Annotated in this window: 24 protein-coding genes; 2 read left to right on the forward strand and 22 right to left on the reverse strand. The window is 63.9% G+C overall.

Annotation, left to right across the window (positions count from 1 at the left end; genetic code table 11):
• The 9 genes from AC1DJT_RS15060 to frr all read right to left on the reverse strand — a co-directional run.
• Nucleotides 1–305: acyl-ACP--UDP-N-acetylglucosamine O-acyltransferase family protein (locus AC1DJT_RS15060; RefSeq protein ID WP_476834336.1), on the reverse strand; the 305-nt coding region annotated here is incomplete at its 3' end.
• Nucleotides 306–343: 38 nt separating this feature from the next.
• Nucleotides 344–802, reverse strand: coding sequence for a 3-hydroxyacyl-ACP dehydratase FabZ (gene fabZ, locus AC1DJT_RS15065; protein ID WP_043236894.1), 459 nt, complete (start codon nt 800–802; stop codon nt 344–346).
• 210 nt (nt 803–1,012) lie between these two features.
• A complete protein-coding gene (gene lpxD, locus AC1DJT_RS15070; protein WP_441505539.1) occupies nt 1,013–2,074 on the reverse strand; it encodes a UDP-3-O-(3-hydroxymyristoyl)glucosamine N-acyltransferase in 1,062 nt (353 codons plus the stop codon).
• A 37-nt stretch (nt 2,075–2,111) separates the two neighbouring features.
• Nucleotides 2,112–4,628, reverse strand: a complete 2,517-nt coding sequence (gene bamA, locus AC1DJT_RS15075) for an outer membrane protein assembly factor BamA (RefSeq protein ID WP_476834337.1) — start codon at nt 4,626–4,628, stop codon at nt 2,112–2,114.
• A 268-nt stretch (nt 4,629–4,896) separates the two neighbouring features.
• Entirely contained in the window at nt 4,897–6,048 is a 1,152-nt protein-coding gene (rseP, locus tag AC1DJT_RS15080; protein ID WP_441505537.1) for an RIP metalloprotease RseP, read from the reverse strand.
• A gap of 23 nt (nt 6,049–6,071) precedes the next feature.
• Nucleotides 6,072–7,250, reverse strand: a complete 1,179-nt coding sequence (dxr, locus tag AC1DJT_RS15085) for a 1-deoxy-D-xylulose-5-phosphate reductoisomerase (RefSeq protein WP_476834338.1) — start codon at nt 7,248–7,250, stop codon at nt 6,072–6,074.
• Nucleotides 7,251–7,257: 7 nt separating this feature from the next.
• Complete coding sequence (locus AC1DJT_RS15090; protein WP_476834339.1) at nt 7,258–8,088, reverse strand: phosphatidate cytidylyltransferase; 831 nt, start codon at nt 8,086–8,088, stop codon at nt 7,258–7,260.
• Nucleotides 8,085–8,846, reverse strand: a complete 762-nt coding sequence (locus AC1DJT_RS15095; protein WP_441491824.1) for an isoprenyl transferase — start codon at nt 8,844–8,846, stop codon at nt 8,085–8,087. The genes AC1DJT_RS15090 and AC1DJT_RS15095 overlap by 4 nt, the downstream gene beginning before the upstream one ends.
• A gap of 67 nt (nt 8,847–8,913) precedes the next feature.
• Complete coding sequence (frr, locus tag AC1DJT_RS15100; RefSeq protein ID WP_069880717.1) at nt 8,914–9,477, reverse strand: ribosome recycling factor; 564 nt, start codon at nt 9,475–9,477, stop codon at nt 8,914–8,916.
• Nucleotides 9,478–9,727: 250 nt separating this feature from the next.
• On the opposite strand from frr, the gene AC1DJT_RS15105 reads away from it, so the two are divergent.
• The gene (locus AC1DJT_RS15105; protein WP_476770096.1) at nt 9,728–10,141 is read left to right on the forward strand and encodes a VOC family protein; all 414 of its coding nucleotides are present in this window, start codon (nt 9,728–9,730) and stop codon (nt 10,139–10,141) included.
• A gap of 28 nt (nt 10,142–10,169) precedes the next feature.
• Here AC1DJT_RS15105 and pyrH read toward each other — a convergent pair whose 3' ends face one another.
• The 10 genes from pyrH to dnaE all read right to left on the reverse strand — a co-directional run bounded on the left by pyrH (nt 10,170) and on the right by dnaE (nt 20,019).
• A complete protein-coding gene (pyrH, locus tag AC1DJT_RS15110) occupies nt 10,170–10,877 on the reverse strand; it encodes a UMP kinase (protein WP_476834340.1) in 708 nt (235 codons plus the stop codon).
• 106 nt (nt 10,878–10,983) lie between these two features.
• The gene (tsf, locus tag AC1DJT_RS15115) at nt 10,984–11,907 is read right to left on the reverse strand and encodes a translation elongation factor Ts (RefSeq protein ID WP_476834341.1); all 924 of its coding nucleotides are present in this window, start codon (nt 11,905–11,907) and stop codon (nt 10,984–10,986) included.
• 203 nt (nt 11,908–12,110) lie between these two features.
• A complete protein-coding gene (locus AC1DJT_RS15120) occupies nt 12,111–13,115 on the reverse strand; it encodes a 30S ribosomal protein S2 (protein WP_069880713.1) in 1,005 nt (334 codons plus the stop codon).
• A gap of 161 nt (nt 13,116–13,276) precedes the next feature.
• Entirely contained in the window at nt 13,277–13,603 is a 327-nt protein-coding gene (locus AC1DJT_RS15125) for an MmcQ/YjbR family DNA-binding protein (protein WP_441491827.1), read from the reverse strand.
• 99 nt (nt 13,604–13,702) lie between these two features.
• Nucleotides 13,703–14,098 carry a pore-forming ESAT-6 family protein gene (locus tag AC1DJT_RS15130; RefSeq protein ID WP_441491828.1) on the reverse strand — a complete coding sequence of 132 codons (396 nt, stop codon included), beginning with the start codon at nt 14,096–14,098 and terminating at the stop codon, nt 13,703–13,705.
• Between the two features lie 344 nt (nt 14,099–14,442).
• On the reverse strand, nt 14,443–14,760 hold the full coding sequence (locus AC1DJT_RS15135) for an EVE domain-containing protein (RefSeq protein ID WP_441505534.1): 318 nt from the start codon (nt 14,758–14,760) through the stop codon (nt 14,443–14,445).
• Nucleotides 14,761–14,770: 10 nt separating this feature from the next.
• Nucleotides 14,771–15,142, reverse strand: a complete 372-nt coding sequence (locus AC1DJT_RS15140) for a VOC family protein (protein ID WP_441491830.1) — start codon at nt 15,140–15,142, stop codon at nt 14,771–14,773.
• 69 nt (nt 15,143–15,211) lie between these two features.
• Entirely contained in the window at nt 15,212–15,904 is a 693-nt protein-coding gene (locus AC1DJT_RS15145; protein WP_476770095.1) for a helix-turn-helix transcriptional regulator, read from the reverse strand.
• A 9-nt stretch (nt 15,905–15,913) separates the two neighbouring features.
• Complete coding sequence (gene pncA, locus AC1DJT_RS15150) at nt 15,914–16,528, reverse strand: bifunctional nicotinamidase/pyrazinamidase (RefSeq protein ID WP_476834342.1); 615 nt, start codon at nt 16,526–16,528, stop codon at nt 15,914–15,916.
• A gap of 17 nt (nt 16,529–16,545) precedes the next feature.
• The gene (gene dnaE, locus AC1DJT_RS15155) at nt 16,546–20,019 is read right to left on the reverse strand and encodes a DNA polymerase III subunit alpha (RefSeq protein WP_476834343.1); all 3,474 of its coding nucleotides are present in this window, start codon (nt 20,017–20,019) and stop codon (nt 16,546–16,548) included.
• Nucleotides 20,020–20,426: 407 nt separating this feature from the next.
• On the opposite strand from dnaE, the gene AC1DJT_RS15160 reads away from it, so the two are divergent.
• On the forward strand, nt 20,427–21,401 hold the full coding sequence (locus AC1DJT_RS15160; RefSeq protein WP_476834344.1) for a DMT family transporter: 975 nt from the start codon (nt 20,427–20,429) through the stop codon (nt 21,399–21,401).
• 27 nt (nt 21,402–21,428) lie between these two features.
• Here AC1DJT_RS15160 and AC1DJT_RS15165 read toward each other — a convergent pair whose 3' ends face one another.
• From AC1DJT_RS15165 to proS, 3 genes are read right to left on the reverse strand one after another with little or no spacing between them, the layout of a single operon-like run.
• Nucleotides 21,429–22,118 carry an ABC transporter ATP-binding protein gene (locus AC1DJT_RS15165; protein ID WP_069880703.1) on the reverse strand — a complete coding sequence of 230 codons (690 nt, stop codon included), beginning with the start codon at nt 22,116–22,118 and terminating at the stop codon, nt 21,429–21,431.
• 19 nt (nt 22,119–22,137) lie between these two features.
• A complete protein-coding gene (locus AC1DJT_RS15170) occupies nt 22,138–23,439 on the reverse strand; it encodes a lipoprotein-releasing ABC transporter permease subunit (RefSeq protein WP_441491834.1) in 1,302 nt (433 codons plus the stop codon).
• A 37-nt stretch (nt 23,440–23,476) separates the two neighbouring features.
• On the reverse strand, nt 23,477–24,808 hold the full coding sequence (gene proS, locus AC1DJT_RS15175) for a proline--tRNA ligase (protein WP_441505529.1): 1,332 nt from the start codon (nt 24,806–24,808) through the stop codon (nt 23,477–23,479).
• Nucleotides 24,809–24,861 lie beyond the last annotated feature (53 nt).

Below are 24,861 nucleotides of genomic sequence, written 5' to 3' on the forward strand. Positions count from 1 at the left end.
CCGCCTTCGGTGCCCGGATTCATCGTCACGCCTTCGCGGATCATGCAATCCGCGCCAATCGTCAGCGTCGACGGCTCGCCGTGATATTTGAGATCCTGCGGCGGGTGGCCGATGGAAGCGAAGGGGTAGATCCTGGTCCGGGGGCCGATCGTGGTTCGGCCGGCGATTGCAACGTGGCTCAACAGCTCAGCGCCGTCCCCGAGAACGACATGGGGGCCGACCGTGCAGAACGGACCGATAACGACCCCCTCGCCCAGCTGCGCAGCCGGGTCGATGACCGACATCGGATGGATAGTCGCACTCATGAAAGTTCTGTCCTGATTTCGACGGAAAGCTGCTGGCCTTAAGCCACCATCGCAGAGATCTCGGCCTCCGCGACAAGCACGCCGTCAACTTTCGCCTCACCGCGATAGAACCAGATATTGCGTTTGCGAGCGACCTTGGTGAGGTGGAAACGCAGGGTATCGCCCGGCACGACCGGTTTGCGGAACTTGGCCTTGTCGATCGTGGTGAAGAGGACGGACTGTACCGCTTCCTCGTCAATTCCCCGCGCGCTGACGACGAGCACGCCGGCGGTCTGCGCCATGGCCTCGATCATCAACACACCCGGAAAGACCGGACGGCCGGGAAAATGTCCGGTGAACTGGGGTTCGTTGGCGGTGACGTTCTTGATGCCAATGCCAGACTCGTCGCCATTCATCTCGATGACACGGTCGACGAGAAGGAACGGATAGCGGTGGGGAATGCAGGCCATGATCTTCTGAATATCGGCCACACCCAGCGATGTCGTCGCGTCGGTCATGCTCTCCCGTCTCCCGCGCAGGCCTGCCGGCTTCGCCCGCAAAGTTGTATCGTTTAAATCGATGCCGGAACAGGAGGTTGCGGCTGGCGCCGGGTTCCTGTCAGCTTCTATGCCCGTTTGCCGGAAATGGTACCGGACGATCAAGCGAATTCGACACGAGGCCCACTCTTCGCATGGATTGCGAAGGCTGCCTCGCGCTCTCGCGTATCCTCAGCTCTCCGAACCGCCCGAAGACTTGCCGCGCTTTGCAACAAGAGATTTGAGAAGCGCTGTCTCGCGCGCCCAGCTGAGCGCCGGCTGCGCGGGATAACCGCCATAGCGCGCGCCGCGAGGGATGTCACCGGCGACGCCGCTCTGGGCGGCAACCTGCGCGCCCATCCCAACCGTGAGATGGCCGGCGAGGCCAACCTGGCCACCCAGCACGACGAAATCTTCCAAAGTCGTAGAGCCGGCGATGCCAACCTGCGAAACGATCACGCAATGGCGGCCGATGACGCAGTTATGGCCGATCTGAACGAGGTTATCGATCTTGGTACCTTCACCGATGACCGTATCGCGGCTGGCGCCCCGGTCGATGCAGCTATTGGCGCCGATCTCGACGTCGTCCTGAATGATGACCCGGCCGATCTGCGGCACCTTCATATGGCCTTTCGGGCTCATCGCGAAACCAAAGCCATCCTGGCCGATCCGGACACCCGGGTGAATGATGACCCGGTTTCCGACCAGGGCCGATTGCAAGGTGCTGCCAGCGCCGATCGCACAATCACGCCCGATCCGGACCTGGGGGCCGATCACGGCATGCGAGGCGATCACGGAACCGGCGCCGATCTCGGCACCGGGGCCGACCACGGCACCCGGATCGATCGTGACGTTATCCTCGATCCTTGCCGTGGCGTGGACGAAGGCGCCCGGCGCGACCCCTTGCGAGCCAAAGACCGACCGTGGCTTGAGCGCATCGGGATAGAAGCGCGCCATGATCCGGGCAAAGGCATGGTAGGGCGCGGGCGATACGAGCGCGACAGTGCCCGCGGGAACACGGGCAGCGAACCGGGAAGAAACCAGGCACAGCCCCGCCGAAGTCCCCGCCAGCGCATCCGTATATTTGGGGTTGTCCATATAGGCGATGTCATCGGGCCCGGCGGCCTCGAGTGCGGCCGCGCCGGTAACGAGCCGCGTGGGCTCCACGCCCTCAGGCAGAGCAGCCCCTGAAATGGCAGCGACCTCGCCGTAGCTCAGCGAGGTCGCGATCGGGAAGAATTGAGGTTCTGACATGCAATGGATCCGTGCGGGGCGTTGCCGCCCCGCCGCGTCAGAAGCGGGTGCCGCCGGAGAAGCGGAAGGCCTGCAGACGGTCGCCGCCGTAACGGACGCCGGTGATCGGATCGCGCGTGCCCTCATCCTTGCTAAGGGCATAGGCATAGTCAAACCGGATCGGCCCGAGCGGCGACTGCCAGAGCAGGCTCGCGCCGATCGAGGAGCGGATGACGTTCTTGTCGCGAACGCAGGCCACGTTGCTCTGGAACTGGGACGTGCTCGGGACATTGAACTGCCGAGGCTCCGACCCGCCCGGGCAAAGCCCGTTCGTCGTCGGAATCGGGCTGGTGATCACCTTCGAGCCGCCATCATAGTCGAACAGCGTACCGGCATCGGCGAAGATCGCGCCGCGCAGGCCAAGGTCACGCGGCAGGCCCCAGATCGGGAACTGCACTTCGACCGAGCCTCCGAAATACGACTGGCCGCCGAGAGCGTTGGCCGTCGGGTCGTTCAGCACGTCGCGCGGACCGATGCCCGACGGAGCGAAGCCACGCACCAGGCTCGGGCCGAGGAAGTAGTGATCGACCATGCGCAGGGTACCTTCCGTCGCCTGGACGTGACCGCCCTGGACCCGGAGGAAGCCGACGACATCGTCGAAGATCTCGCGGTAGTAGCGCGCATCCGCCGCGACACGAAGGAACTTCGAGTCGCCGCCAAGGCCCGCGAATTCCGGCTTCAACTCCGCAATGAAGCCGTTGCGCGGTGTCTGGTAGTTATCAAGCGAGTTGTAGTTCAGCGTCACGCCCGCAAGGGAGGTCAGCGTTTCGCCGCGGGCTTCCTTGACCGCGAGCGTCGCTTCGCCATTCGTCACGCAGTTGAAGTTCTGCGTTGCTGGAAAGCTCGACCCCGGTCCGGGTGTGATCCCGGGGATCGGGAACGAGCAGTCGTTATACGGCCGGCTCGACGTGTTCGGGATCTTGATCTCGGTCGTATAGAGCGAATAGCGCGGCGTGATCGAGAACTCTTCCGTGATCGGGAAGGTGAACCGCAGCTGACCGCCGGTCACACGGCTCTCGTAGCGGCCGATATTGTAGTTGTCGTTGTACTTCGAGAACAGGTCGATACCGGCCGCGATCCGGCGACCGAGGAAATAGGGCTCGGTGAACGAGAAGTCGATGCCCTGCGTCCGCTGCCCCAACGTGCCGGCAATCTTCACGAACTGGCCGCGGCCAAGGAAGTTGGATTCCGACAGCGAGACTTCGCCGATGACACCGTCAGACGTCGAATAACCGCCCGCGATCGAGAAGGAGCCGGTGGCCTTGTCCTCGACGTCGATGTTCATGATGACCCGGTCAGGCGCGCTGCCCGGCTCATTGGTGATGCGAACCTTGTTGAAGAAGCCGAGATTGTTCAGGCGCCGCTCGGCGCGATCAACCATCACCTTGTTGTAGGCATCGCCCTCACCCAGGTCGAGCTCGCGGCGGACCACATAGTCGCGGGTCCGTGTATTGCCGCGCACATTGATGCGCTCGACATAGACCCGCGGACCGTCTTCGACGACATAGGTGATGCCAATCAGGCGGCCAGCGGCGTCACGCTCACCGCGRGGGCGAACCTGCGCAAAGGGATGACCACGGCGGGACACCTCGGTCGTGAGGTTGACGAGCGACTTTTCGACCGCCTCGGCATTGTAGGTATCGCCAGCCGAGGTCGCGAGGAGCCTTTGCATCGTCGCCGAGTCGATATCGCTGAGCTGCGAATCCACCGCGACGTTGCCGACCTTGTACTGCGGCCCTTCATCGACCGTGACGTCGATGACCCAGCCACCCTTGGCGTCATCGAAGCGCGCGTCGCTCGCAACGACCCGGAAGTCGGCATAGCCGTTCTTCAGGTAGAAGCGGCGAACCAGATCGAGATCGGACGCGATACGGTCGGGATCATAGACGTCGGAGGTCTTGATGAAGCTGAGGAAATTCGATTCCGTCGAGCTCATCAACCCGCGCAGACGCGATGCCGAATAGGCGCCGTTACCCGCGAAATTGATTTCCTTGATGCCGGTCTTGCCGCTCTCGACAATGGTGAAGACCACGTCCGAACGACCGTTGGGCAATKGCGCGATACGCCCGGAGATCGTCGCAGTGCCGTAACCGGCCCGGCGATAGACCTCCTTCAGGCGCTGCACATCGGAGTCGATCAGCGCCTGGCTCAGAGGGCCACGCGCCTTCGATTCGACCTGTTGCAGCAGGATCTCGCTCTTGAGGCGCTTGTTGCCTTCGAAGGCGACGCGATTGATCGTGTCGTTCTCGTGAACCGAGATMACAGTCTGGTTGCCGCGGCGGCTGACCTGGACGTTCGAGAACAGTCCGGTCGCCATCAGGCTCTGCCGAACCTCCTGCGGACCACCCTGCCCTGCATAGGACCGAATGGTCTCCGCGTCGACGCGGCGGTTGCCTTGGACAATCACGGCCTGCGCAAAAACAACGCCACCGCTAACGGCCAACATAAAGGCCGAAAGTCCGACTGATCGAGAGAGCCGCATTTTGAAAGACCGGCTCTTTGGGGTCGACGTCATCGGGTCGCCTATTCCATTTAGTAGGTCACCACCCCAACCGGGGACACCTGCCTTTGGGCAGGTGCATGGCGACATTGCAGACCAATCGCTTCTACAAAGTTTCCGACGAGGTGCAAACGAACATTGTCGTTAACAAATTATTTTTAACCTCGTCGTTGCCAGGAGGCCACGCGCCCTGAGCAAAGCGCCCGATTCGACGCAGCTTTTGGGCCTATCGGCAACGAACCTTGCCGCAGGTCACAGCATTCGTGGGCTTGCCAGTCGGAGTCTACAGACGCGAGTGGACGTGGACGATGTCATTCCAGGTCACAAAGAGCATCAGCATCAGGACCAGCCCAAAACCGACCCGAAAGCCGATTTCCTGGGCGCGCTCGCTCAAGGGGCGGCCGCGGAGAGCCTCGATCGCATAGAACATCAGATGTCCGCCATCGAGCATTGGAACCGGCAACAGGTTCATCAGGCCGATCGAGACCGACAGAATCGCCGCAAGATTGATCAGCGCGAGCAGGCCTCCATTGGAAGCAACCATCCCGGAAACCTGGGCGATGCGGATCGGCCCCGAAAGCTGATCCGTCGATTCACGCCCGCTGATCAATTTGGACAGATAGTCATAGGTCCGGTCGACCACAAACCAGGTCTCGGAGAATCCAACCTTCACGGCTTCACCGAGGCTGTAATGCTGGGTCGTCCAGTCCTCGGCCCGGCGGGAAGCCTGGACCCCGATAACGCCAATGCGCTGTTTGCCGAGAGCCGTCGATGTCTCGTTCAGATCAGGCGTGACAGGCAGGGTCACCATGGTGCCCGCGCGATCGACCGTCACCGAAAGGGTCTCGTTCGGATGTGTCGAGACCACTCTTTGCATGTCGCTGAAGCTGCGGATCTGCTTGCCGTCGATCGTCAGGACGACGTCCCCGGCGAGCAGACCTGCGCGCTCAGCGGCCTTCCCGGCAATCACCTGCTCGACCCGGGGCGTCAGGACCGGGCGACCGAAGGCGTAGACGGTCCCGGCAAAGATGAGGATGGCCAGTACGAAATTGGCAATCGGGCCGGCCGCGACGATCGCCACCCGTTCAGCGATCGATTGAGCCGGGAAGGAACGCGCTCGCTGTTCCTCCGTCATGCGCTCGACTTCAGCGCTATCGGCTGCGGAGCTCGAGGGATCCGCGTCACCGGAGAACTTCACATAGCCGCCGAGCGGGATCAGCGCGAAGCGCCAGCGCGTGCCGTGCTTGTCGACGAATCCGAAAATCTCGCGGCCGAAGCCGATCGAGAACACTTTCACGTCGACGCCGCACCAACGACCGACGAGGAAGTGCCCGAGCTCGTGCACGAAAACAACGATGGTCAGGACAAACAGGAACGGCACCAGGTAACTGAGCAGAAAGCTGCCCGAGTTCCAGACGGTCGCTGCAATATCCATAAAATTCTCCCGATTCCTGCCCCTTACGTGACAGTGAAGGTGCCCTTCGACAAGAGCAGGCGAGCGCGGTTTCTCGCCTCATGGTCAATGGCAAGGGCCGCTTCAATATCGACCGGTGCCGCGATGTCAGCACCGAGCCCGCTGCAGACGGCATCGACGAGAGCCGGGATGCCGGGAAAGCCGATCCGTCCGGCAAGAAAGGCCTCGACCGCGACTTCATTGGCGGCATTGAGGATCGCCGGCACCGCGCCTCCGGTCTCCAACGCTGCCATCGCCAGACCAAGCGCCGGAAAGCGGGCAAGATCAGGGCGTTCGAAGGCCAACGGCGCGGTCGTGACGAGATCGACGAAGCGCGTGGCCGGAGCATCGAGCCGGCCGTCGACGCCGAGGCAATGCGCGGCCGCAACCCGCATATCCGGAATTGCCATGCCTGCAGTGACCGAGCCATCGCGGAAGGTGACGAGGCCATGCACGATCTGCTGGGGGTGCACCAGAACATCAAGCTGATCATGTTTCAGCCCGAACAGGAAACAGGYCTCGATCAGCTCAAGGCCCTTGTTCATCATGCTGGCGGAGTCGACCGTGATCTTGGCGCCCATTGCGTAATTCGGGTGGGCCAGAGCCTGCTCCGGCTTGGCCGCCGCAATTCGTTCTGCCGACCAGGTGCGGAAGGGCCCCCCCGATGCCGTCAGCGTCATGGATCGGATCGCCGAGATCGGCTCAGCTCCAAGCGCCTGGAAGAGAGCATTATGCTCCGAATCCAGCGGCAAGATGCGCGCGCCCACGGCCTTGGCCTGCGCCATCACGGCGGCACCAGCACAAACCAGGCTCTCCTTGTTGGCGAGGGCAATCACGCGGCCAGGTGTCAGCGCGGCAAAAGTCGCTTCCAGACCGGCAGCTCCTGCTATGGCACTGACAACAATGTCGCTCGGCATCGCGACGGCGTCGAGAATGGCCTGCCGCCCCGCCCCGCTGTCGATACCGCTACCGGCCAGGGCCTGCGCCAGAGCTTCGCCTCCCGCCTCGTCCGCCAAGGCGGCAAAGCGGGCACCTGTTTCGACCGCCACCCGGGCGAGGCTCGCAGCGTCCCGCCCGCCAACCACGACATCGATCTTCAGGCGTTCAGGATTCTCCGAGACGACGTCGCGCGTCGACCGGCCGATGGAGCCTGTGGCTCCAAGAAGAGTGACGAGACGGCGCATGACGTCTTCAGAACTCCAGATGCGCCAGGAACAGTGCAGCACCAGCGAGGACCAGGACGGCCCAGTAGCCGTCAAGCCGATCGAAAAAGCCACCATGGCCCGGGATCAACTTGCTTGAGTCCTTGGTGCCAAAGCGACGCTTGACGGCGGATTCAAAGAGATCGCCAGCCTGACTCACGATCGAGGCCGAAAGCGAGGMCGCGATCACAAAGGCCGGACCGACGACTGCGGCCGCCCCCGGGGTCAACACCCAGACGACATAACCACCGAGTGTGCCGGCAGCGGTTCCGCCGAGTGCGCCGGACCAGGTCTTCTTCGGACTGATCGCAGGCATGAGCTTCGGCCCACCAAGAGCCCGCCCCGTAAAATAGGCGGCAATATCGGTCAGCCAACAGACCGCAAAGGTCCAGATGATCACAGCAAACCCGAAATCCGGGAGTGCACGCAGCGCCGGCGTGATCAGGGCAAAGGCGAGCGCATAGGCGACACCGCAGGCCTCCAGCCAGTTCCGCTTCTCGAGAACCGGGGTCAGGAGCGCCCCGAAGAACGCAGCGAAGGCGGAAACACCGGCGAGCGCCACTGGACTGATCGGGGCGAAGCCAAGCGCCAGGCCGGCAATCGTAACGCCGATACCTGCGGGCACCGCGTTCCGGCGGCTCACGATCGCGAGCCACTCATAGGCGACCAATCCGGCAGCCAGCGCCCAGATGAGCCTGAACGGCCAGCCCCCGACAAATGTCGCAGCCACAATGCCCGCGGCCAGCACCAGCGCGGATGCGATACGCAGCTTCAGTTCGCTCGGGCCGGCGGCCGGACCGCCGGAAGGTTGGTCACTCACGCTACGCCCACATTGCGGCCGGATGGCTCCGACACGCCGCCGAAACGGCGTTCGCGGCGGCGATACTCGGCCAGCGCTTCTTCCAACGCCGCGCGATCGAAATCGGGCCAGAGTACCGGGGTGAAGACGAACTCCGCATAGGCGGCCTGCCAAAGCAGAAAATTCGAGATCCGTGTCTCGCCCGATGTGCGGATGACGAGCTCGGGGTCGGGCAGATCTGCGGTATCGAGCCGCGCAGAGATGCTGCTCTCGTCAATGGTGGTTGCGTCGACAAGGCCTGCCGCAACATCCGAGGCCAGTTGGCGCGCCGCTCGGACGATCTCGTCGCGCGAGCCATAGTTGAAGGCGACGACGAGCGTCATTCCCGTGTTGTTGCGCGTGGTCGCCTCGGCGTGCTCGACCAGACGGCGCAGATCGGGCGCCAGATCGCTCCTGCCGCCAATGACCCGGACCCGGACCCCAGCCGCACCGAGTTCGGTAAGATCCTTCTCGATGAAATGCTTGAGCAGCGTCATCAGAAACGAAACTTCGGCAGCAGGCCGGCGCCAGTTCTCCGTCGAGAAACTGTAGACCGTCAGAATCTCGATGCCGAGATCGCTGGCGTTGCGGACGGTCCGGCGCAAGGCCTCCAGCCCGCGCCGATGCCCTTCATGTCGCGGCAGGCCGCGCAACTGAGCCCAGCGCCCGTTGCCGTCCATGATCACTGCGACATGGGAGGGCCCTGCAGCCTGGACCTCCGGACGCTGGCCTGCTGACATTCTCGTGCCTCTTTCGGCGTTGCGTCCCGGATCATAGCCAGCGGCTCAAACCCGCCGGGCGACAGGATCAGACGTGCAGGATTTCCTTTTCCTTCGTCGCCAGCGCCTGATCGATCTCGGCGATATGCTGGTCTGTGACCTTCTGGACCTGATCCGACTCGCGCGTCACGTCATCCTTGGTCAGGTGACCGTCCTTCTCGAGCTTCTTGATCACGTCGATCCCGTCGCGGCGGACATGGCGCACAGCGATCTTGGATTCTTCGGCATATTTATGCGCGACCTTGACCATCTCCTTGCGGCGCTGCTCGTTCAGCTCCGGAATTCGGATGCGCAGCACCTGCCCTTCCGTCTGGGGGTTGAGGCCCAGATCGGATTCGCGGATCGCCTTCTCCACCGCCTGGACCATGCTGCGGTCCCAGACCTGGACACTGAGCAAGCGTGCTTCAGGCACGCTGACGGTGGCAAGCTGAGTCAAGGGTGTACGTGCACCATAAGCCTCGACCTGGATCGGATCGAGAACGTTGGCGGAGGCGCGGCCGGTGCGCAGGGAGGCGAGATCGCCTTTGAAGGATTGCACCGCGCCTTGCATCCGACGCTTCACGTCGGCGAGGTCGAATGTCGTCTGGGCCATTTTAGTCAAGACCTTGCAGATAATCGAAAACCGGCGCGACCATGGCCGCGGCCCCGCTCAGGGTCAAGGATTTCATGTTCCAACAGCACCTTCCCGGGACAATCTGCAAGGGAAAAACGCCTGAGGCAGGCCGGGCATGGCGGACGGGTGATCCGGAACGGTGGCAAGACCGGGCGCCGCTTCCTAGCTTTAAGGTCGGGCCTCGGTCGAGACGTCACGGCCGAGCACAACCGAACCACGAGGAGGCCCCTTGCCCCGTCTGAACCGCATCATTGAAACTGCGCTCTACATCGACGATCTCGATCGCGCGCAGGAGTTCTATGAGACGAAGCTCGGATTGAAGCCGATGCTGAAGACGAGGACGCTGTTCGCCTATGATGTTGGCGGAGAGAGTGTCCTTCTGCTCTTCCTTCGGGGGCAATCTCTCCTCACCCAATCATCTGCGAAGGGCAATATTCCACCGCATGACGGCAGCGGCCCCCTCCATATCTGCTTCGCGATCGACACCAGCGAACTCACAGCCTGGGAAGAGCGGTTGCAGCAGCATGGAATCGATATCGAGGGCCGGATGAGCTGGGATCGCGGCGGAAACAGCCTCTATTTCCGTGACCCCGACGGCCATCTGCTTGAGTTGATGACGCCGGGGATCTGGCCGAACTACTGAGCCTTGCAACCGCGAGGGAATCCGGCGGTCAGGGCGTCACGTAGGTTGCCCTGCCCTCGCCGCGCAGAACGGCCGCAAGCGCGCCAGTTTCGGCGATCGAGAAGACGACGATCGTCAGCCCGGCGTCGCGCGCCAGCGCAAAAGCAGCCGTATCCATCACCTTGAGATCATGCCTGATCGCCTCGGCATGGGTCAGGCTCTCATAGCGCTTGGCGTTCGGATCCTTCTTCGGATCGGCGGTGTAGACGCCATCGACCTGCGTCGCCTTCAGCAATTGCTGGCAGTCGAGCTCGGCCGCCCGAAGGGCAGCTCCGGTATCGGTGGTGAAATAGGGATTGCCCGTGCCGCCCCCGAGAATGACGACCTTGCCGTGGCTKAGATGGTCGAGCGCGCGCCGGCGAGCGTAGCTCTCGCAGAGCGAGGGCATGGGCACAGCCGACATGGCGCGGGCCGGGGCGCCGGCGATCTCGATGGCATGCTCTAGCGCAAGAGCGTTCATCACCGTGCCGAGCATGCCGATCGAATCGGCGCTTGGTMGGTCGAGGCCCTTGTTCAAGCCCTGGACGCCGCGAAAGAAATTGCCGCCGCCGACGACGATCGCAATCTCGACGCCTTCGTGCGCGGCCTTTGCGATATCGGCGGCGAGCGCAGTCAGCGTCGTACCGTCGAGGCCGGATCCGGCTTTCCCCGCAAGGGCTTCGCCGGAGAGCTTCACAAGAACGCGTTTGGGTCTCACCGGCTTTCTCCATGGACTGGGACGGCGCGATTCGGCACCAACATCGTCTTCTTACAAAAAAGGCCGCGCAGAGCGCGGCCTTTTTCAGATCCTATCAACCGGCTTCTCAGCCCGTCGTGCCACCAGCCGCAGCGACTTCGGCAGCGAAATCGGTCTCTYCCTTCTCGATGCCCTCGCCGAGCGCGAAGCGAGCAAAGCCCGTCAGCTTGACCGGAGCACCGACCTTGCCCTCGGCTTCCTTCAGCACCTGGGCGACGGACTTCGAGCCGTCATGGATATAGGCCTGCTCGAGCAGGCAGTATTCCTTGGCGTAGCTCTTCAAGCCGCTCTCGGTGATCTTCTCGAGCACGTTGGCGGGCTTGCCGGCATTCTTCTCGGCCAGGATCGCCTTCTCGCGCTCCAGGATCGCCGGATCGACCGAAGCGAGATCGAGCGCGACCGGATTGGTAGCGGCGACGTGCATGGCAAGCTGACGACCGAGGGCTGCGAGCTCCTCGCCCTTGCCGGTCGTCTCGAGACCGACGATGACGCCGATCTTCCCGAGACCATCGGCGACCGAGCCGTGGACGTAATGGCCAATGACGCCGGCGCTGACCTTGACCTCGGCGACGCGGCGCAGGGTCATGTTCTCGCCAATCGTGGCGATGGCATTGGCGATGGCGTCAGCGACGGTGCCGCCGCCCGGATAGTGATGGGCGAGCAGTGCCTCGACGTCGCCGCCGCGCTCCAGCGAGACGTCGGCGATCGTGCGGGCGAGCGCCTGGAACTCGAGGTTGCGCGCAACGAAGTCGGTCTCGGAATTGACCTCGGCAACGACACCGCGGTTCTCGGACACGGCCACGGCGACCAGGCCCTCGGCGGCAACGCGGCCGGCCTTCTTCGCGGCCTTGGCGAGGCCCTTGGTGCGCAACCAGTCGATGGCGGCCTCGATGTTGCCGTCGGTCGCGGCCAGCGCGGTCTTGCAATCCATCATGCCCGCGCCAGTCTTGTCGCGGAGTTCCTTCACCATGCCGGCGGTGATCGCAGCCATCTGTCGTTCCTTGCTGTCATGTGCCGGGCCTGCGCAACGACGCTGGCGGCCAACGGCACGGTCTTCKATTTCAGAGCGCGCCATAGCGCGAAGGGAAAACGCCGACGCTCCGTGACCGGCCGTCGGCGTGACTTCATTCATCTGCCGCGCATTGCTGCGCTGCCGAGGCGACGCGCCGATGACGCGCCGCCCTGAGTTTGCTCTCAGGCCTCGGCGAGATCGCGCGCCTGGGCAACCCAGCCGTCGCGCTCGATGCGACCACCGAGCTTCAGATCGGCATCAACCTTGACGACATCGGCCGGCGACATCGCAGCGATCTGCCAGAAGTGGAACAGGCCACCGTCATTGAGCTTCTGAACCAGCTCCGGACCCATGCCGGAGAGCTTCATGAAGTCGTCCGGCGCGCCGCGCGGCGCAGTAAGCAGCTCGAACACCGGGGCAGCGTCTGCGGCCGGCTCGATGATCGCCGTCTCAACGATCGGGGCCTCGGCAGCACCGAGATCGATGCCATGGTCGCCCGAGGCGCGCGAGATGCCGTCGATGGCCGAACGGGCGATCAGGTCGCAATAGAGCTGGATGGCGCGGCCGGCGTCGTCATTGGCAGGCACCGGGTAGGTGATGCCATCCGGATCCGAGTTCGAGTCGACAATGGCGGCGACCGGGATGCCGAGGCGCTGGGCCTCCTTGATCGCGAGCGCTTCCTTGTTGGTGTCGATCACGAAGATCATGTCGGGCGTGCCGCCCATGTCCTTGATGCCGCCGAGCGCCTTCTCGAGCTTGTCGCGCTCACGCGCCAGCATCAGGCGTTCCTTCTTGGTCAGGCCGGTGCTGCCGCCATTCAGGAGCTCGTCGACCTTGCGCAGGCGCTGGATCGAGGCCGAGATGGTCTTCCAGTTGGTCAGCATGCCGCCGAGCCAACGGGAGTTCACGTAGTACTGAGCCGACCTCTTGGCAGCGTCGGCGATCGAGTCCTGCGCCTGGCGCTTGGTGCCGACGAACAGGACGCGGCCGCCACGGGCCACGGTGTCGCTGACAGCCTGCAGGGCGCGCGAGAGCATCGGCACCGACTGCGACAGGTCGAGAATGTGGATGTTGTTGCGGGTGCCGTAGATATACGGCGACATCTTCGGGTTCCAGCGGTGAGCCTGGTGGCCGAAATGCGCGCCGGCTTCGAGCAGCTGGCGCATGGAAAAGTCTGGCAGAGCCATGATTCGATCGTCCTTCCGGTTGAGCCTCTGGGGTGCGAATGAACAAGGCATGGACTGCCACGTCACCGGAACGCCTCGGAAGTGAGGCGATGCTCCCCATGTGGGATGGCCTGCGCCTTACACGGGAAAGCGTGGCAACGCAAGGCTCGCACCTCACCAGGTCATCGGCGCCGTGGCTTCTTTTGCGCGCCATGCGCCCATGCCGCCTCGAGCGCTCCGGCAAGTTCAGCCAGGCCCAGCCTGGAGAGATCGGCTGTCGTCCAACCCCGCTTGCCCCAGGCATTTGGCACCGGGCTGAAGGCATCCGGCGCCATCATGCACCTGAATTCCTGCTCCTCGGGCGAGAAGCCGAAATTCGCGCTGCAACCGTCAGGAGCGAGAGTGACGTAGATTCGCGAGACCTTGAAGGCGACCCGGTCGAAGTGCGGAGCCTCGACCGTGCCGTCCAGAGCCAGCGCCAGACGGCGCAGATCATCTCCCGTCGGCATCGTCCTCACCTCCCAAGCCAGAACGAATTCAGCCGGAAGCCGGATTCGCCGGCCTCATCATGACCGGCGACCATAACCCGAGAGCGCGACCCCGGATGGCTATTTGGGCAGGGCTGCGCCCGCTTGCTTCACCACATCGCCAATCTGCTTGCAGTAGGTCGCGGCCGATGCATTCTGGGCCTTGGCTATGGCCTCGATGTCCTGAGTGACGCCCATCATGGCGATCGTCCCCTTCTTGCCCTGCGCTTCGGCGGCATCCCCGCCGCTCTTGTCGGCAGGAGCCGGGATCAGGCCGAGCATCTTCTTCTGGATCTCGACCACATCAGCTCCGATGTGACCCTTCTCGTTGCAGTAGGTCAGGATCCCAAGCTGATTGCGGCCCGATTGATAGACGACAGCGAGCTGGTCGGCCTGGCTCTGCGCCAAGGCCGGACCGGCAGAGAGAACGGAAACCAGTGCGCCAACTGCGCAAAAGGGCTTCAAAAGAAACGACATAACGGCTTTCCCTCAAGCAATGAAGATCGGATCGACGCGTACCCCGCTTCCCCAGGGTCGTGACTAACCTTGCGGGCAGGTCAAGACAATCGCGCGACTGTCATGGCAGGGTACACTCAACCGGAGGTCGCCCCGCAGCGCAGCATTCCCTATCGTCCCCTTTTGGCAAGGATCCGGACAGCCGCCCGCCTTGCGACGGCGCCGCTCGGGCGCCAGGCGTCACGCAGCTGTCAGGGTTTCCGACTCGCGAGCAGACATAGCCTGAGCGATCAGAGTGAAGTCATGAGCGCTGACGGCGACCAGCCCGAAGCGAAACAGATAGCCCCAGTTCAGCCGCCCGGATGTCAATTCCAGCCTGTCGAGCAGTGGCTTGATCGATGCCTCGGATGCGGCAAGCCAGGCGACATCGCGCCGGGACGGTCGAAGCCGCCCCCCATATCGGCGGGATAGGGCTCATCGCCGCAGACTCGGCCGATCGCGGTGAAGGCCTGCAGCCTCTCCCCGCCACCGAAGGTTTCAGTCGGCGAGTAGCAGGCGACGCCATCACCGGCTCGAATCCGACGCAAGGGCCCGGTCTTGCCATGGCAAACCTGCATGAAGCCTCCGGCCACCCCTAGCCGGACATGCTCGGCTGAAGCGACGGCGATCCAATAGCCGGTCATGCTCGCCTCCTCAGGCTTCGGTCGGAGAGAAAACACGCAGGCGATGGCCATCCGGGTCGGTCGCGACAAAGGTGCGGCCGAAATCGAGATCGACCGGCTCCTGAAGGATGGTGATGCCGCGTTCCTTCCACTCCTTATGGATCGCATCGACCTGATCGGCGTGACCGACAGGCATGCCCAGTTCTCCGCCGCCACCGGCCGCTTCCGCTCCCGGCTCGACCGTATGGCGCGACCAGAGCCCGAGCATGATGCCCGACTTCAGCGCAAACAATGCAAAGGTCGGAGAGGCTTCAACCGGTTCGGCTCCGAGCAGCGCACGATAGAACCGGCAGCTAGCAGTCGGGCTGTCGACGTAAAGGATGACGAAACTGGCGTTCTGCATCGGTCGTGTCTCCGGTTGGGCGATGAGGAGATCCTAGATGCAGATGCTGCCAATTTCCGGCAGTGTCGCTCACGATGGCGGCGGAACTCCCTCCCGCTCGCGCCACTCCTTCAGCAAGCCCTGGCGCCGGCGCGGATAGCGGATATCGAGCGGCTGAACCTGCGAGATGCGGTCGGTGCGGAAATGCCGGAAATCCTGCCGCAGTTCGCACCAGGCGACGACGACGCGGACATGGTCGAAAAAGCTCAAGGCGAACGGCCAGACGACCCTCTCGCTCGCCTGCCCGGCACCATCCCGGTAGAGGATCGAGAGCTTGCGCTCTGAACGGATCGCCTTGCGGATGGCCGAGAGATCGAAGCTCTCCGCCATGATCGCGGCACCGGGGCCGACCAACAGGGCGGACGCCTCGGCATCATCGCGCAGATCCCCCGGCAGGACGGCGAGGATCTTGGCCAGCGCATCGCGCGCAGCCAGGGCAAGGCGGCCATCAGCCCGGTCGGAAACCCAGCGCGAGCCGAGCACCAGTGCTTCGATCTCGTCCTCGGAGAACATCAGCGGCGGCAGCATGAAACCCGGCTTGAGAACATAGCCCAGTCCCGGCTCCCCCTCGATCGGCGCGCCTTGCGCCTGCAAGGTGACGATGTCGCGGTAGAGGGTGCGTATGCTGACACGGAGCTCGTCGGCGAGCCGCCGGCCGGAGACCGAGCGACGATGGCGCCGCAGCAGCTGGATCAGATCAAGCAGGCGTTGCGAGCGCGACATCTGCCTGCGTCACATTGGTAACTCCTGCGGGGCGAAGCGCCTCACCCCCAGCGCCGACATGTCGGACCAGGCCTTGGCCAGCGAGCCATTGAGATMAATGGCGCGGCAGGCCTCCTCGACAACAAAGGTCTCCAGCCCGCTCCGGGCAGCATCCTGCGCCGTCCAGTTGACGCAGAAATCMGTCGCGAGCCCGACAATGGCGACTCGCGAGACGCCGCGCTCCTTGAGATAGCCCCCCAATCCTGTGGGTGTCACACGGTCGGCCTCGAAGAAGCCGGAGTAGCTGTCGATCCCGGATCGATAGCCCTTGCGGATGATGGCTTGGGCATGCGGCAGGTCGAGGCCTGGATGAAACTCCGCGCCTCGCGTGCCCTGGACACAGTGATCAGGCCAAAGCACCTGCTCGCCATAGGCCATCGCCACACTCTCAAAATGCTTCCTGCCAGGATGGTGCGAGGCAAAGGAGGAGTGCCCCGCCGGATGCCAGTCCTGGGTCAGGACCACCGTTTCAAAGCGGAGACCGAGCGCGTTGACCAGAGGGATGATCTCGTCTCCGCCAGTAACGGCGAGACGGCCGCCCGGGCAGAAATCGTTCTGCACATCGACGACAATCAGCGCTGTCATGCTGCCCTCTCCGCCTCTCAGCGCAATTCGACGCTGACCACTCCCGGCGCCGCCCGTACCGCGTTGGCAATCTGCTGGTTGACCGGGTAGCGGCCCGGCAACTCGATCTCGACCTCCTGCGCGCCGTCATCGAGGATCATGATCACCGCAACCTTGCCCTCGGCGCGGGCGCCTTCGCGCGGGCGAATGCGCTCCGCAATGCTGCCCAGTGCCCTGTCGTCGCGCAAGTAGACCAGCAGATCCTGTTTCTGGCGAGCGGCCAGATCATCGAGCACCTCGACATCCTCGATGCGTGGTCGCACATCCTCGCCATCGAGTACCGCGCTGAGGCGCAACACCAGCGCCCGGCCCGGCTCCAGCAGATCGCGGTAACGCTGCAGTCCTTCCGAGAACAGGATCGCCTCGAACTGCCCGCTGGGGTCTGACAGGTTGACGATGCCCATCTTGTTGCCGGATTTGGTGCGCCGCTCCGACTTGTCGATGACCGAGACCGCAACTTTGGCGACGGAGGTTCCGTTTGCCCTGACCGTCTTGGCAAAATCGGCAAAGCGCTGAACGCGCAGCCGCTTCAACACATGTTCGTAATCGTCGAGCGGATGCCCCGACAGGAAGAAGCCGACAGCGTCATGTTCGCGCCGCAGCCGCTCTGCCGGCGCCCACGGCTCGGTCGGCGGGATGCGAAAGGCTTCCGCGACGGAGCCCCCACCAAAGAGCTCGGACTGGCCACCGGCAGCCGCCTCGCGCGTGCGGTTGGAGAGCGCCAGCATGCCGTCGATCGCCGCCATGGCACGTGCACGGTCCTTCTCCAGCGGATCGAGCGCACCAGCGGCGATCAGGGCCTCGATCGTGCGGCGATTGACGAGCTTGGTGTCGATGCGGCGCGCAAAATCGGCGAGATCGCGGAACGGCCCGTCCGAATTACGCGCCACGACGACGGATTCGACCGCCGTGCGCCCCACCCCCTTGATCGCGCCGAGCGCGTAGCGGATCGCGCCATCGGCCACGTCGAACTCGACGCCCGAGCGGTTGATCGACGGCGGCTCGACCGTGATGCCGAGGCGCTCGGCATCGCGCCGGAATTCCGAGAGCTTGTCGGTGTTGCCCATGTCGAGCGTCATCGACGCGGCGAGGAACTCGACTGGGAAGTTCGCCTTGAGATAGGCGGTCTGGAACGCGACGACGGCATAGGCGGCGGCATGGCTCTTGTTGAAGCCGTAGTCGGCGAATTTCGCGAGCAGGTCGAAGATCTCGGAGGCGATGCTCTTCGTCATGCCGCCTTCGACGGCGCCCTTCACGAAGCGGTCGCGCTGAGCGTCCATCTCCGCCTTGATCTTCTTACCCATGGCGCGACGCAGCAGRTCGGCCTCACCGAGCGAATAGCCCGAGAGCGCCTGAGCCACCTGCATCACCTGTTCCTGGTAGACGATGATGCCATGCGTTTCGGCCAGGATCGGTTCCAGCTTCGGATGGAGATAGGTGGGATCCTCCAAGCCGAGCTTGCGGCGGCAATAGGTCGGGATGTTGTCCATCGGACCCGGCCGGTAGAGGGCGACGAGCGCGATCAGGTCCTCGATCCGGTCGGCCTTCATCTCGACCAGGGCCTTGCGCATGCCCGCCGATTCAACCTGGAACACGCCGACCGTCTCGCCGCGCGCCAGCATCTCGTAACTCTTCGGATCGTCGAAAGGCAGCTTGGCGAGGTCGATCTGGATGTCGCGCTGGGCAATCAGCGTGACGGCGGTCGTCAGCGTCGTCAGCGTCTTGAGGCCGAGGAAGTCGAACTTCACCAGGCCGGCCTGCTCGACCCATTTCATGTTGAACTGGGTCACGCGCATACCGGTACGCRGATCGACCGAGAGCGCGACGAGTTGCTCGAGCGGTCGATCGCCGATCACCACGCCTGCGGCGTGGGTCGAAGCGTGGCGGTGAAGCCCTTCCAGTTTCTGGGCAATTTCGAGCAGGCGGGCCACAACCGGCTCTTCGTCCGCAGCCGCCTGCAGCTTCGGCTCGCCAGCGATCGCCTCCGGCAGCGAGATCGGCTTCGCCGGGTTCTGCGGCACCAGCTTGGTCAGCTTGTCGACCTGGCCATAGGGCATTTCCAGCACGCGGCCGACGTCGCGCAGCACACCACGCGCCAGCAGCGTGCCGAAGGTGATGATCTGCGCAACGCGCTCCTCACCATAGCGCCGCTTGACGTAGTCGATCACCTCTTCGCGTCGGTTCTGGCAGAAGTCGATGTCGAAGTCCGGCATCGAGACGCGGTCGGGATTGAGGAAGCGCTCGAAAAGCAGGCCGAAGCGGAGCGGATCGACGTCCGTGATGGTCAGCGCATAGGCAACGAGCGAACCCGCGCCGGAGCCGCGTCCCGGCCCGACCGGGATGCCCTGGTCCTTCGCCCATTTGATGAAGTCCGAGACGATGAGAAAGTAGCCCGGGAACTTCATGCGGTTGATGATCGAAAGCTCGAAATCAAGCCGCGACTCGTATTCACCGACAGTATAGCCCGAAGCCGGGCCGTGCTTGGACAGCCGAGCCGCCAGACCGGCGCGCGCCTGGACCTCGAGCTCCTCTGCCTCGTCGCGCCCCTCCTCGCCGAAACGCGGCAGGATCGGCTTGCGTGTCGTGACGCGCCAGGTGCAGCGCATCGCGATCTCGACGGTCGCGGCCAGCGCCTCCGGCAGATCGGCGAAGCGGCGCTTCATCTCGGACCGGGTGACGAAGAAATGCCCTGGCGTCACGCGCCGGCGCTCGCCGTCGGAGACCAGCCGCCCTTCGGCTACCGCAAGCAGCGCATCATGCGCCTCGAAATCCCCGGCCTTGGCAAAGAAGGGCTCGTTGGTCGCGACGATGGCGAGTTCGGAATCATAGGCGAGCCTGAGCAGATGCGCCTCGACGGCAGCCTCGCCATMACGGCCATGGCGCTGGATCTCGACATAGAGCCTGTCGCCGAAGATTTCGGCGAGCTTTGCCAGGCGAGCGCCAGCCTGGGCTACCTGCCCGGCACGCAGCGCACTGTCGATCGGGCCGCCCGGCCCGCCGGTCAACGCGATCACGCCGTCATGATGTGCCGTCAGTTTCTCGAGCGACGAAATCGGCTGCCCGGCGCCGCCGCTTGCGAGACACGCTTCGGTGACGAGTTTCATCAGATTGCCGTAGCCCGCCTCGGACATGGCAAGCAGCACGATGTGCGGCACGGCCTGCGCCTGAACGGGCCGGCGGCCGCTATCCACCTCGTCGGCGAAATCGACCGAGAGCTGGACGCCCACGATGGGCTGGATGCCGCCACCAGCGAGCTTCTCGGAGAATTCGAGTGCGCCGAAAAGATTGTTGCTGTCGGTCAGGGCCAAAGCGGGCTGGCCGTCCGCAGTGGCTAGCTTGGCCAGCGTGCTGACCGTCATGGCCCCTTCGAGCAGGGAATAGCTCGAATGAACGTGKAGATGGACGAAACCCACCTCGGACAGAATGCGGGACCGGCCCTGCTCACGACTCATCGGGTCACCTCGTCCGCCCTTATGGAGCGGGCCGACCGGTCCAGTCGAGAGGCTTTCCGCCCGGCTGTGGATGGCTCAGACGCTAGGAGCGGCGAGCAGCGCCGCCCAGAGCCAGATCATCCCAAGGAAGAGGCCGAGCGAGGCAAGCTCCACCATTCCGACGACCAGCTTACGTGCTAAAACCATCTTGACCTCCAGATGTTCGCTATATGTCCATCATAATTCCTGTTTTGTTCTCGTCAATCGCGCAGCGTTAGTTCCATTCTGGACGTCTGGATGGAGGTTAATATCCCCTTGATGGTGGTGGAAGGCGATTAACCCTTCGGCGTAGGTCGCGTACGCTTTCCCGTCGGCGCATTCAGGCTCGTCCACGGCTGTCGGCGCCGCGGAATCTGCTAGAGAGCCGCATGGACCAAAGTTCAGATGCCTCCGGCGCTTCCGTCGCCAATCTCCGCTCAGAACCCGCCGAGGCGAACCAGCAGGACGAGCGCGCGTCAGCCTCCGGCAGCACGCGTAGCCCCGCGCTGGGCATCGTCCTGATGGCCATATCGATGCTGTTCATCCCGGGCGCGGATGCGATCGGCAAGTATCTCAGCGGAGCGCATTCCCCGGCCTTTCTAAGCTGGGCTCGTTATGTCGCGGCGCTCGGCTTCGTACTGCCTGTCGTGCTGTATGTGCAGGCGCGCGCGCCGGCGCCGCTGATTGGCCGCAACCAGATCCTGCCGCAGCTTCTGCGCACCGCCTTCCTGGTTGGCGCGATGACGCTCTATTTCACCGCAATCGCGCGCATTCCGCTTGCCGACGCTCTGGGTGCCTACTTCATCGCGCCGATCATCGCGACCCTGCTGGCCATGATTGTCCTGCGCGAGCGGCTTGATCGCCGAAAGCTGGCGGCCGTCATTCTAGGCTTCATCGGAGCCATGCTGATCGTGAGACCGGGCGCTGACGGCAGTTCCGGCACGCTGATCGCGCTGGCGTCGGGCGGACTGATGGCGTGCTACCTTGTGATGACCCGAGCGACCGCCCAGGGCAGCACACCGCTGTCGGCACTGACCATCCAGCTCGTCTTCGGCATCCTGTTGCTGACGCCTATCGTCCTGTTCCAGTGGACGGTGCCCAATCGCGAGGAGATTCTGCTGATCCTCCTGATGGGACTGCTTTCGGCCGTCAGCAACCTGCTCACGATCAGCGCCTTCAGAATGGCGCCGGTCTCGACGCTGTCGCCGCTCGTCTATCTCGAACTGCTTGGCGCGACCGCGCTGGGTTACGCGATGTTCGACGATCTGMCATCKACCGCGACCTKGATCGGCATTCTCGTGATCGTGATTGCCGGCCTTGCCGTCGTGGCGCCAGCTCGCGGAAAGCGCGGGCGCGCCCGGTAGTGCGCAACGGGAGAAGCCGTGCCCGCGCTAACGCAGCGGAACGACCAGCCCGTCCCGAATCGTCACCTGCCGGTCCATCCGCCGGGCGAGGTCGAGATTATGGGTCGCGATCAGGGCCGCGAGACCCGAAGCCCGGGCCAAGGCGACCAGCGTGTTGAAGACATGCAGCGAGGTGTGAGGGTCGAGATTGCCGGTCGGCTCGTCCGCGAGGAGCAGACGGGGCGCATTGGCGACCGCACGCCCAATCGCGACGCGCTGCTGCTCGCCACCGGAAAGCTCGCCCGGAAGATGGTCGAGCCGCTCGCCGAGCCCGAGAAAGGCGAGCAGTTCAGTCGCCCGCTCCTCGGCTTCCCGCTTCCGCAGGCCGCGAATGCGCTGCGGCAGCATGACGTTCTCGAGCGCCGTGAATTCAGGCAGCAGATGGTGGAACTGGTAGACAAAACCGATCTCGGTGCGGCGCAGCCGGGTGCGGCCCTTGTCGTCCAGCTTGCTGGTCGCGATTCCGCCGACGAAGACCTCGCCGCTATCGGGTTTCTCGAGCAGGCCGGCGACATGGAGGAGCGTCGATTTGCCGGTACCGCTCGGTGCAACAAGCGCGACAAGCTCGCCCGGCCACAGTGCGAAATCCGCCTTGCGCAGGATCTCGAGCGGAGCATCGGTCTGTGGGTAATAGCGCTCGATCTGGGAGAGGAAGAGCGCCGGTGTTTCGCGTTGCATGGCCACGGGTTCTTCTGCCTCAACCCATCCGCAGGGCTTGGACCGGGTCCAGCCGCGCGGCCTTCCAGGCCGGATACAGCGTCGCCAGCAGCGATAGGACCAACGCCATCCCGACGACACTCGCCACTTCCCGCCAGTCGATCACGGAGGGAATGTCGCTCAGGAAGCGTACTGTCGGATCCCAGAGATTGGCCCCGGTGATCCAATTCAGGGTGGCCATGATCGACTTGATGTTGTTGGCGAAGAGAACGCCGAGGCCTAGCCCTGCCAATGTACCGAACACGCCGATGGCCGCCCCCGTGATCAGGAAGACGCGCAGCACAGTGCCGCGAGACGCGCCCATGGTGCGCATGATCGCGATGTCCTCGGTCTTGTCCTTCACCAGCATGATCAGGCCCGAGACGATGTTCAGCGCCGCCACCAGCACGATCAGGGTGAGAATGATGAACATGACGTTCCGCTCGACCTCGAGCGCGTTGAAGAAGGTACGGTTGCGCTGCCGCCAATCGGACAGCACAAGCGGCCGTGGCGCGTCGGCCTCGATCGCATCGCGCACGACCTGGGTCCGATCCGGATTGTCGATGAAGACCTCGATGACGTTCACATCGCCATCGCGGTTGAAATAGGCCTGCGCTTCTGCCAGCGGCATGAAGACAAACGAGGAATCGAACTCGGTCATGCCTATCTCGAATACCGCCTGGATCGGATAGGCCTTGATGCGCGGAGCGGTTCCGAACGGGGTCGAGGCTCCCTTCGGAGAAACGAGCGTGATCGTGTCGCCAGCGGTCAGCGAGAGCGCCGCGGCAAGCCGACTGCCAATGGCGACGCCGGCGGCGGCGTCGAAACCATCGAGCGTACCGCGCTTGATATTGTTGCCGATGAAGGGGATCGACTTCAGATCCGCCTCGGAAATGCCGCGCACCAGCACGCCGCCATTGGCGTATTGCGACGAAGCAAGCGCCTGGCCTTCCACCAAGGGGATTGCGAGCTTGATGCCGGGAACCTGCCGCAGCCGTGCCGCGACCGCTTCGTAGTCATCGAGCGGGCGATCAATCGGCGTCGCAAAGATGTGGCCGTTGACGCCGACGATCTTCTCCAGGAGTTCCTTCCGGAAGCCGTTCATCACCGACATCACGATGATCAGCGTGGCGACCCCGAGCAAAATGCCGAGGAACGAGAAGCCCGCGATGACCGAAACAAAGCCTTCGCGCCGACGCGTGCGCAGGTAGCGCCCGGCCAGCAGCCATTCGAAACCCGCAAAGGGGCGTGTGCCGGTGGGCTGCTCTGCTTCGGTCGACATCGACTCCACCGCCACGTTCATCGGCGCCTGCTCCGCTCCGCGATCATGCCGCTCCCACTCAAGCCGAGCGGCCCGGGAAGCGTTCCAGCGCAGCCGCGAGCGAGACGAGTTCGCGCTCTCCGCCGGCGCGGCGTTTGATTTCCACCTTGCCCTCAGCCAGGCCCTTAGGCCCGACGATGACCTGCCACGGTACGCCGATCAGGTCTGCCGTCGCGAACTTGGCGCCTGGCCGACCGTCTGTATCATCATAGAGCGTGTCATAGCCCTTGGCGGAGAGCGCTCTGTAGAGTTGCTCGCAGGCGCCGTCGGTCGCTGCGTCACCGATCTTCAGGTTCAGCACCGCGATGTCGAACGGTGCGATCTCGTCCGGCCAGACGATGCCGGCATCGTCGTGACCGGCCTCGATCAACGCTGCGACGAGACGGCTCGGGCCGATGCCATAAGAGCCCATATGCACCGGCACCTGCTGCCCGTCCGGCCCGGTCACCGTCGCGCCCATCGGCTCGGAATACTTCGTGCCGAAATAGAAGATATGCCCGACCTCGATACCGCGCGCCGACAGTTGCTGGCCGGCGGGAACCGCGTCGAATGCCGCCTTGTCGTGCATCTCCTCGGTCGCAGCGTAGAGGCTCGTCCATTTGTCGACGATGGCCTGCAATCCGTCGACGCTATCGAAGTCGGTGTCGACCTTCGGCGTCTCGAAGCTGAGATAGTCCTTGTGGCAGAATACCTCGCTCTCGCCGGTGGAAGCGAGGACGATGAACTCGTGGCTGAGGTCGCCACCGATCGGGCCCGTATCGGCACGCATCGGGATTGCCTTCAGGCCGAGCCGGGCGAAGGTCCTGAGATAGGCGGTGAACATGCGGTTATAGGCGTGCCGCGCGCCGGCCTGGTCGAGATCGAAGGAATAGGCGTCCTTCATCAGGAATTCGCGCCCACGCATCACGCCAAAGCGCGGCCTGACCTCATCCCGGAACTTCCACTGAATATGGTAGAGATTGAGGGGCAGGTCCTTGTAGGACTTCACATAGGACCGGAAGATGTCGGTGATCATCTCCTCGTTGGTCGGCCCGTACAGCATGTCGCGGTCGTGCCGGTCCTTGATGCGCAGCATCTCCTTGCCATAGGCGTCATACCGCCCGCTCTCGCGCCAGAGATCGGCCGACTGAATGGTCGGCATCAGAACCTCGATAGCGCCCGAACGATTCTGCTCCTCGCGCACCACCGCGTTGATCTTGTTGAGCACCCGCAGGCCGAGTGGCAGCCACGAGTAGATTCCTGCCGATTGCTGGCGGATCATACCGGCGCGCAGCATCAAGCGATGCGAGACGATCTCGGCTTCCTTGGGCGTGTCACGCAGGATCGGCAGGAAATAGCGGGAAAGGCGCATCGGAAAACTCGTTCGAGGGCAGTACGCGGCTCAGCGCGCAGCGAGTCATGTTG

The organism is Allobosea sp. 05T422_2, from assembly GCF_056396265.1.

Coding starts and splice junctions, on each gene's coding strand:
- fabZ (WP_043236894.1), bottom strand. CDS start 802: ATGACCGACGCGACGACATCGCTGGGTGTGGCCGATATTCAGAAGATC.
- lpxD (WP_441505539.1), bottom strand. CDS start 2,074: ATGTCAGAACCTCAATTCTTCCCGATCGCGACCTCGCTGAGCTACGGC.
- rseP (WP_441505537.1), bottom strand. CDS start 6,048: ATGGATATTGCAGCGACCGTCTGGAACTCGGGCAGCTTTCTGCTCAGT.
- AC1DJT_RS15095 (WP_441491824.1), bottom strand. CDS start 8,846: ATGTCAGCAGGCCAGCGTCCGGAGGTCCAGGCTGCAGGGCCCTCCCAT.
- frr (WP_069880717.1), bottom strand. CDS start 9,477: ATGGCCCAGACGACATTCGACCTCGCCGACGTGAAGCGTCGGATGCAA.
- AC1DJT_RS15120 (WP_069880713.1), bottom strand. CDS start 13,115: ATGGCTCTGCCAGACTTTTCCATGCGCCAGCTGCTCGAAGCCGGCGCG.
- AC1DJT_RS15125 (WP_441491827.1), bottom strand. CDS start 13,603: ATGCCGACGGGAGATGATCTGCGCCGTCTGGCGCTGGCTCTGGACGGC.
- AC1DJT_RS15130 (WP_441491828.1), bottom strand. CDS start 14,098: ATGTCGTTTCTTTTGAAGCCCTTTTGCGCAGTTGGCGCACTGGTTTCC.
- AC1DJT_RS15135 (WP_441505534.1), bottom strand. CDS start 14,760: ATGACCGGCTATTGGATCGCCGTCGCTTCAGCCGAGCATGTCCGGCTA.
- AC1DJT_RS15140 (WP_441491830.1), bottom strand. CDS start 15,142: ATGCAGAACGCCAGTTTCGTCATCCTTTACGTCGACAGCCCGACTGCT.
- AC1DJT_RS15145 (WP_476770095.1), bottom strand. CDS start 15,904: ATGTCGCGCTCGCAACGCCTGCTTGATCTGATCCAGCTGCTGCGGCGC.
- AC1DJT_RS15165 (WP_069880703.1), bottom strand. CDS start 22,118: ATGCAACGCGAAACACCGGCGCTCTTCCTCTCCCAGATCGAGCGCTAT.
- AC1DJT_RS15170 (WP_441491834.1), bottom strand. CDS start 23,439: ATGAACGTGGCGGTGGAGTCGATGTCGACCGAAGCAGAGCAGCCCACC.
- proS (WP_441505529.1), bottom strand. CDS start 24,808: ATGCGCCTTTCCCGCTATTTCCTGCCGATCCTGCGTGACACGCCCAAG.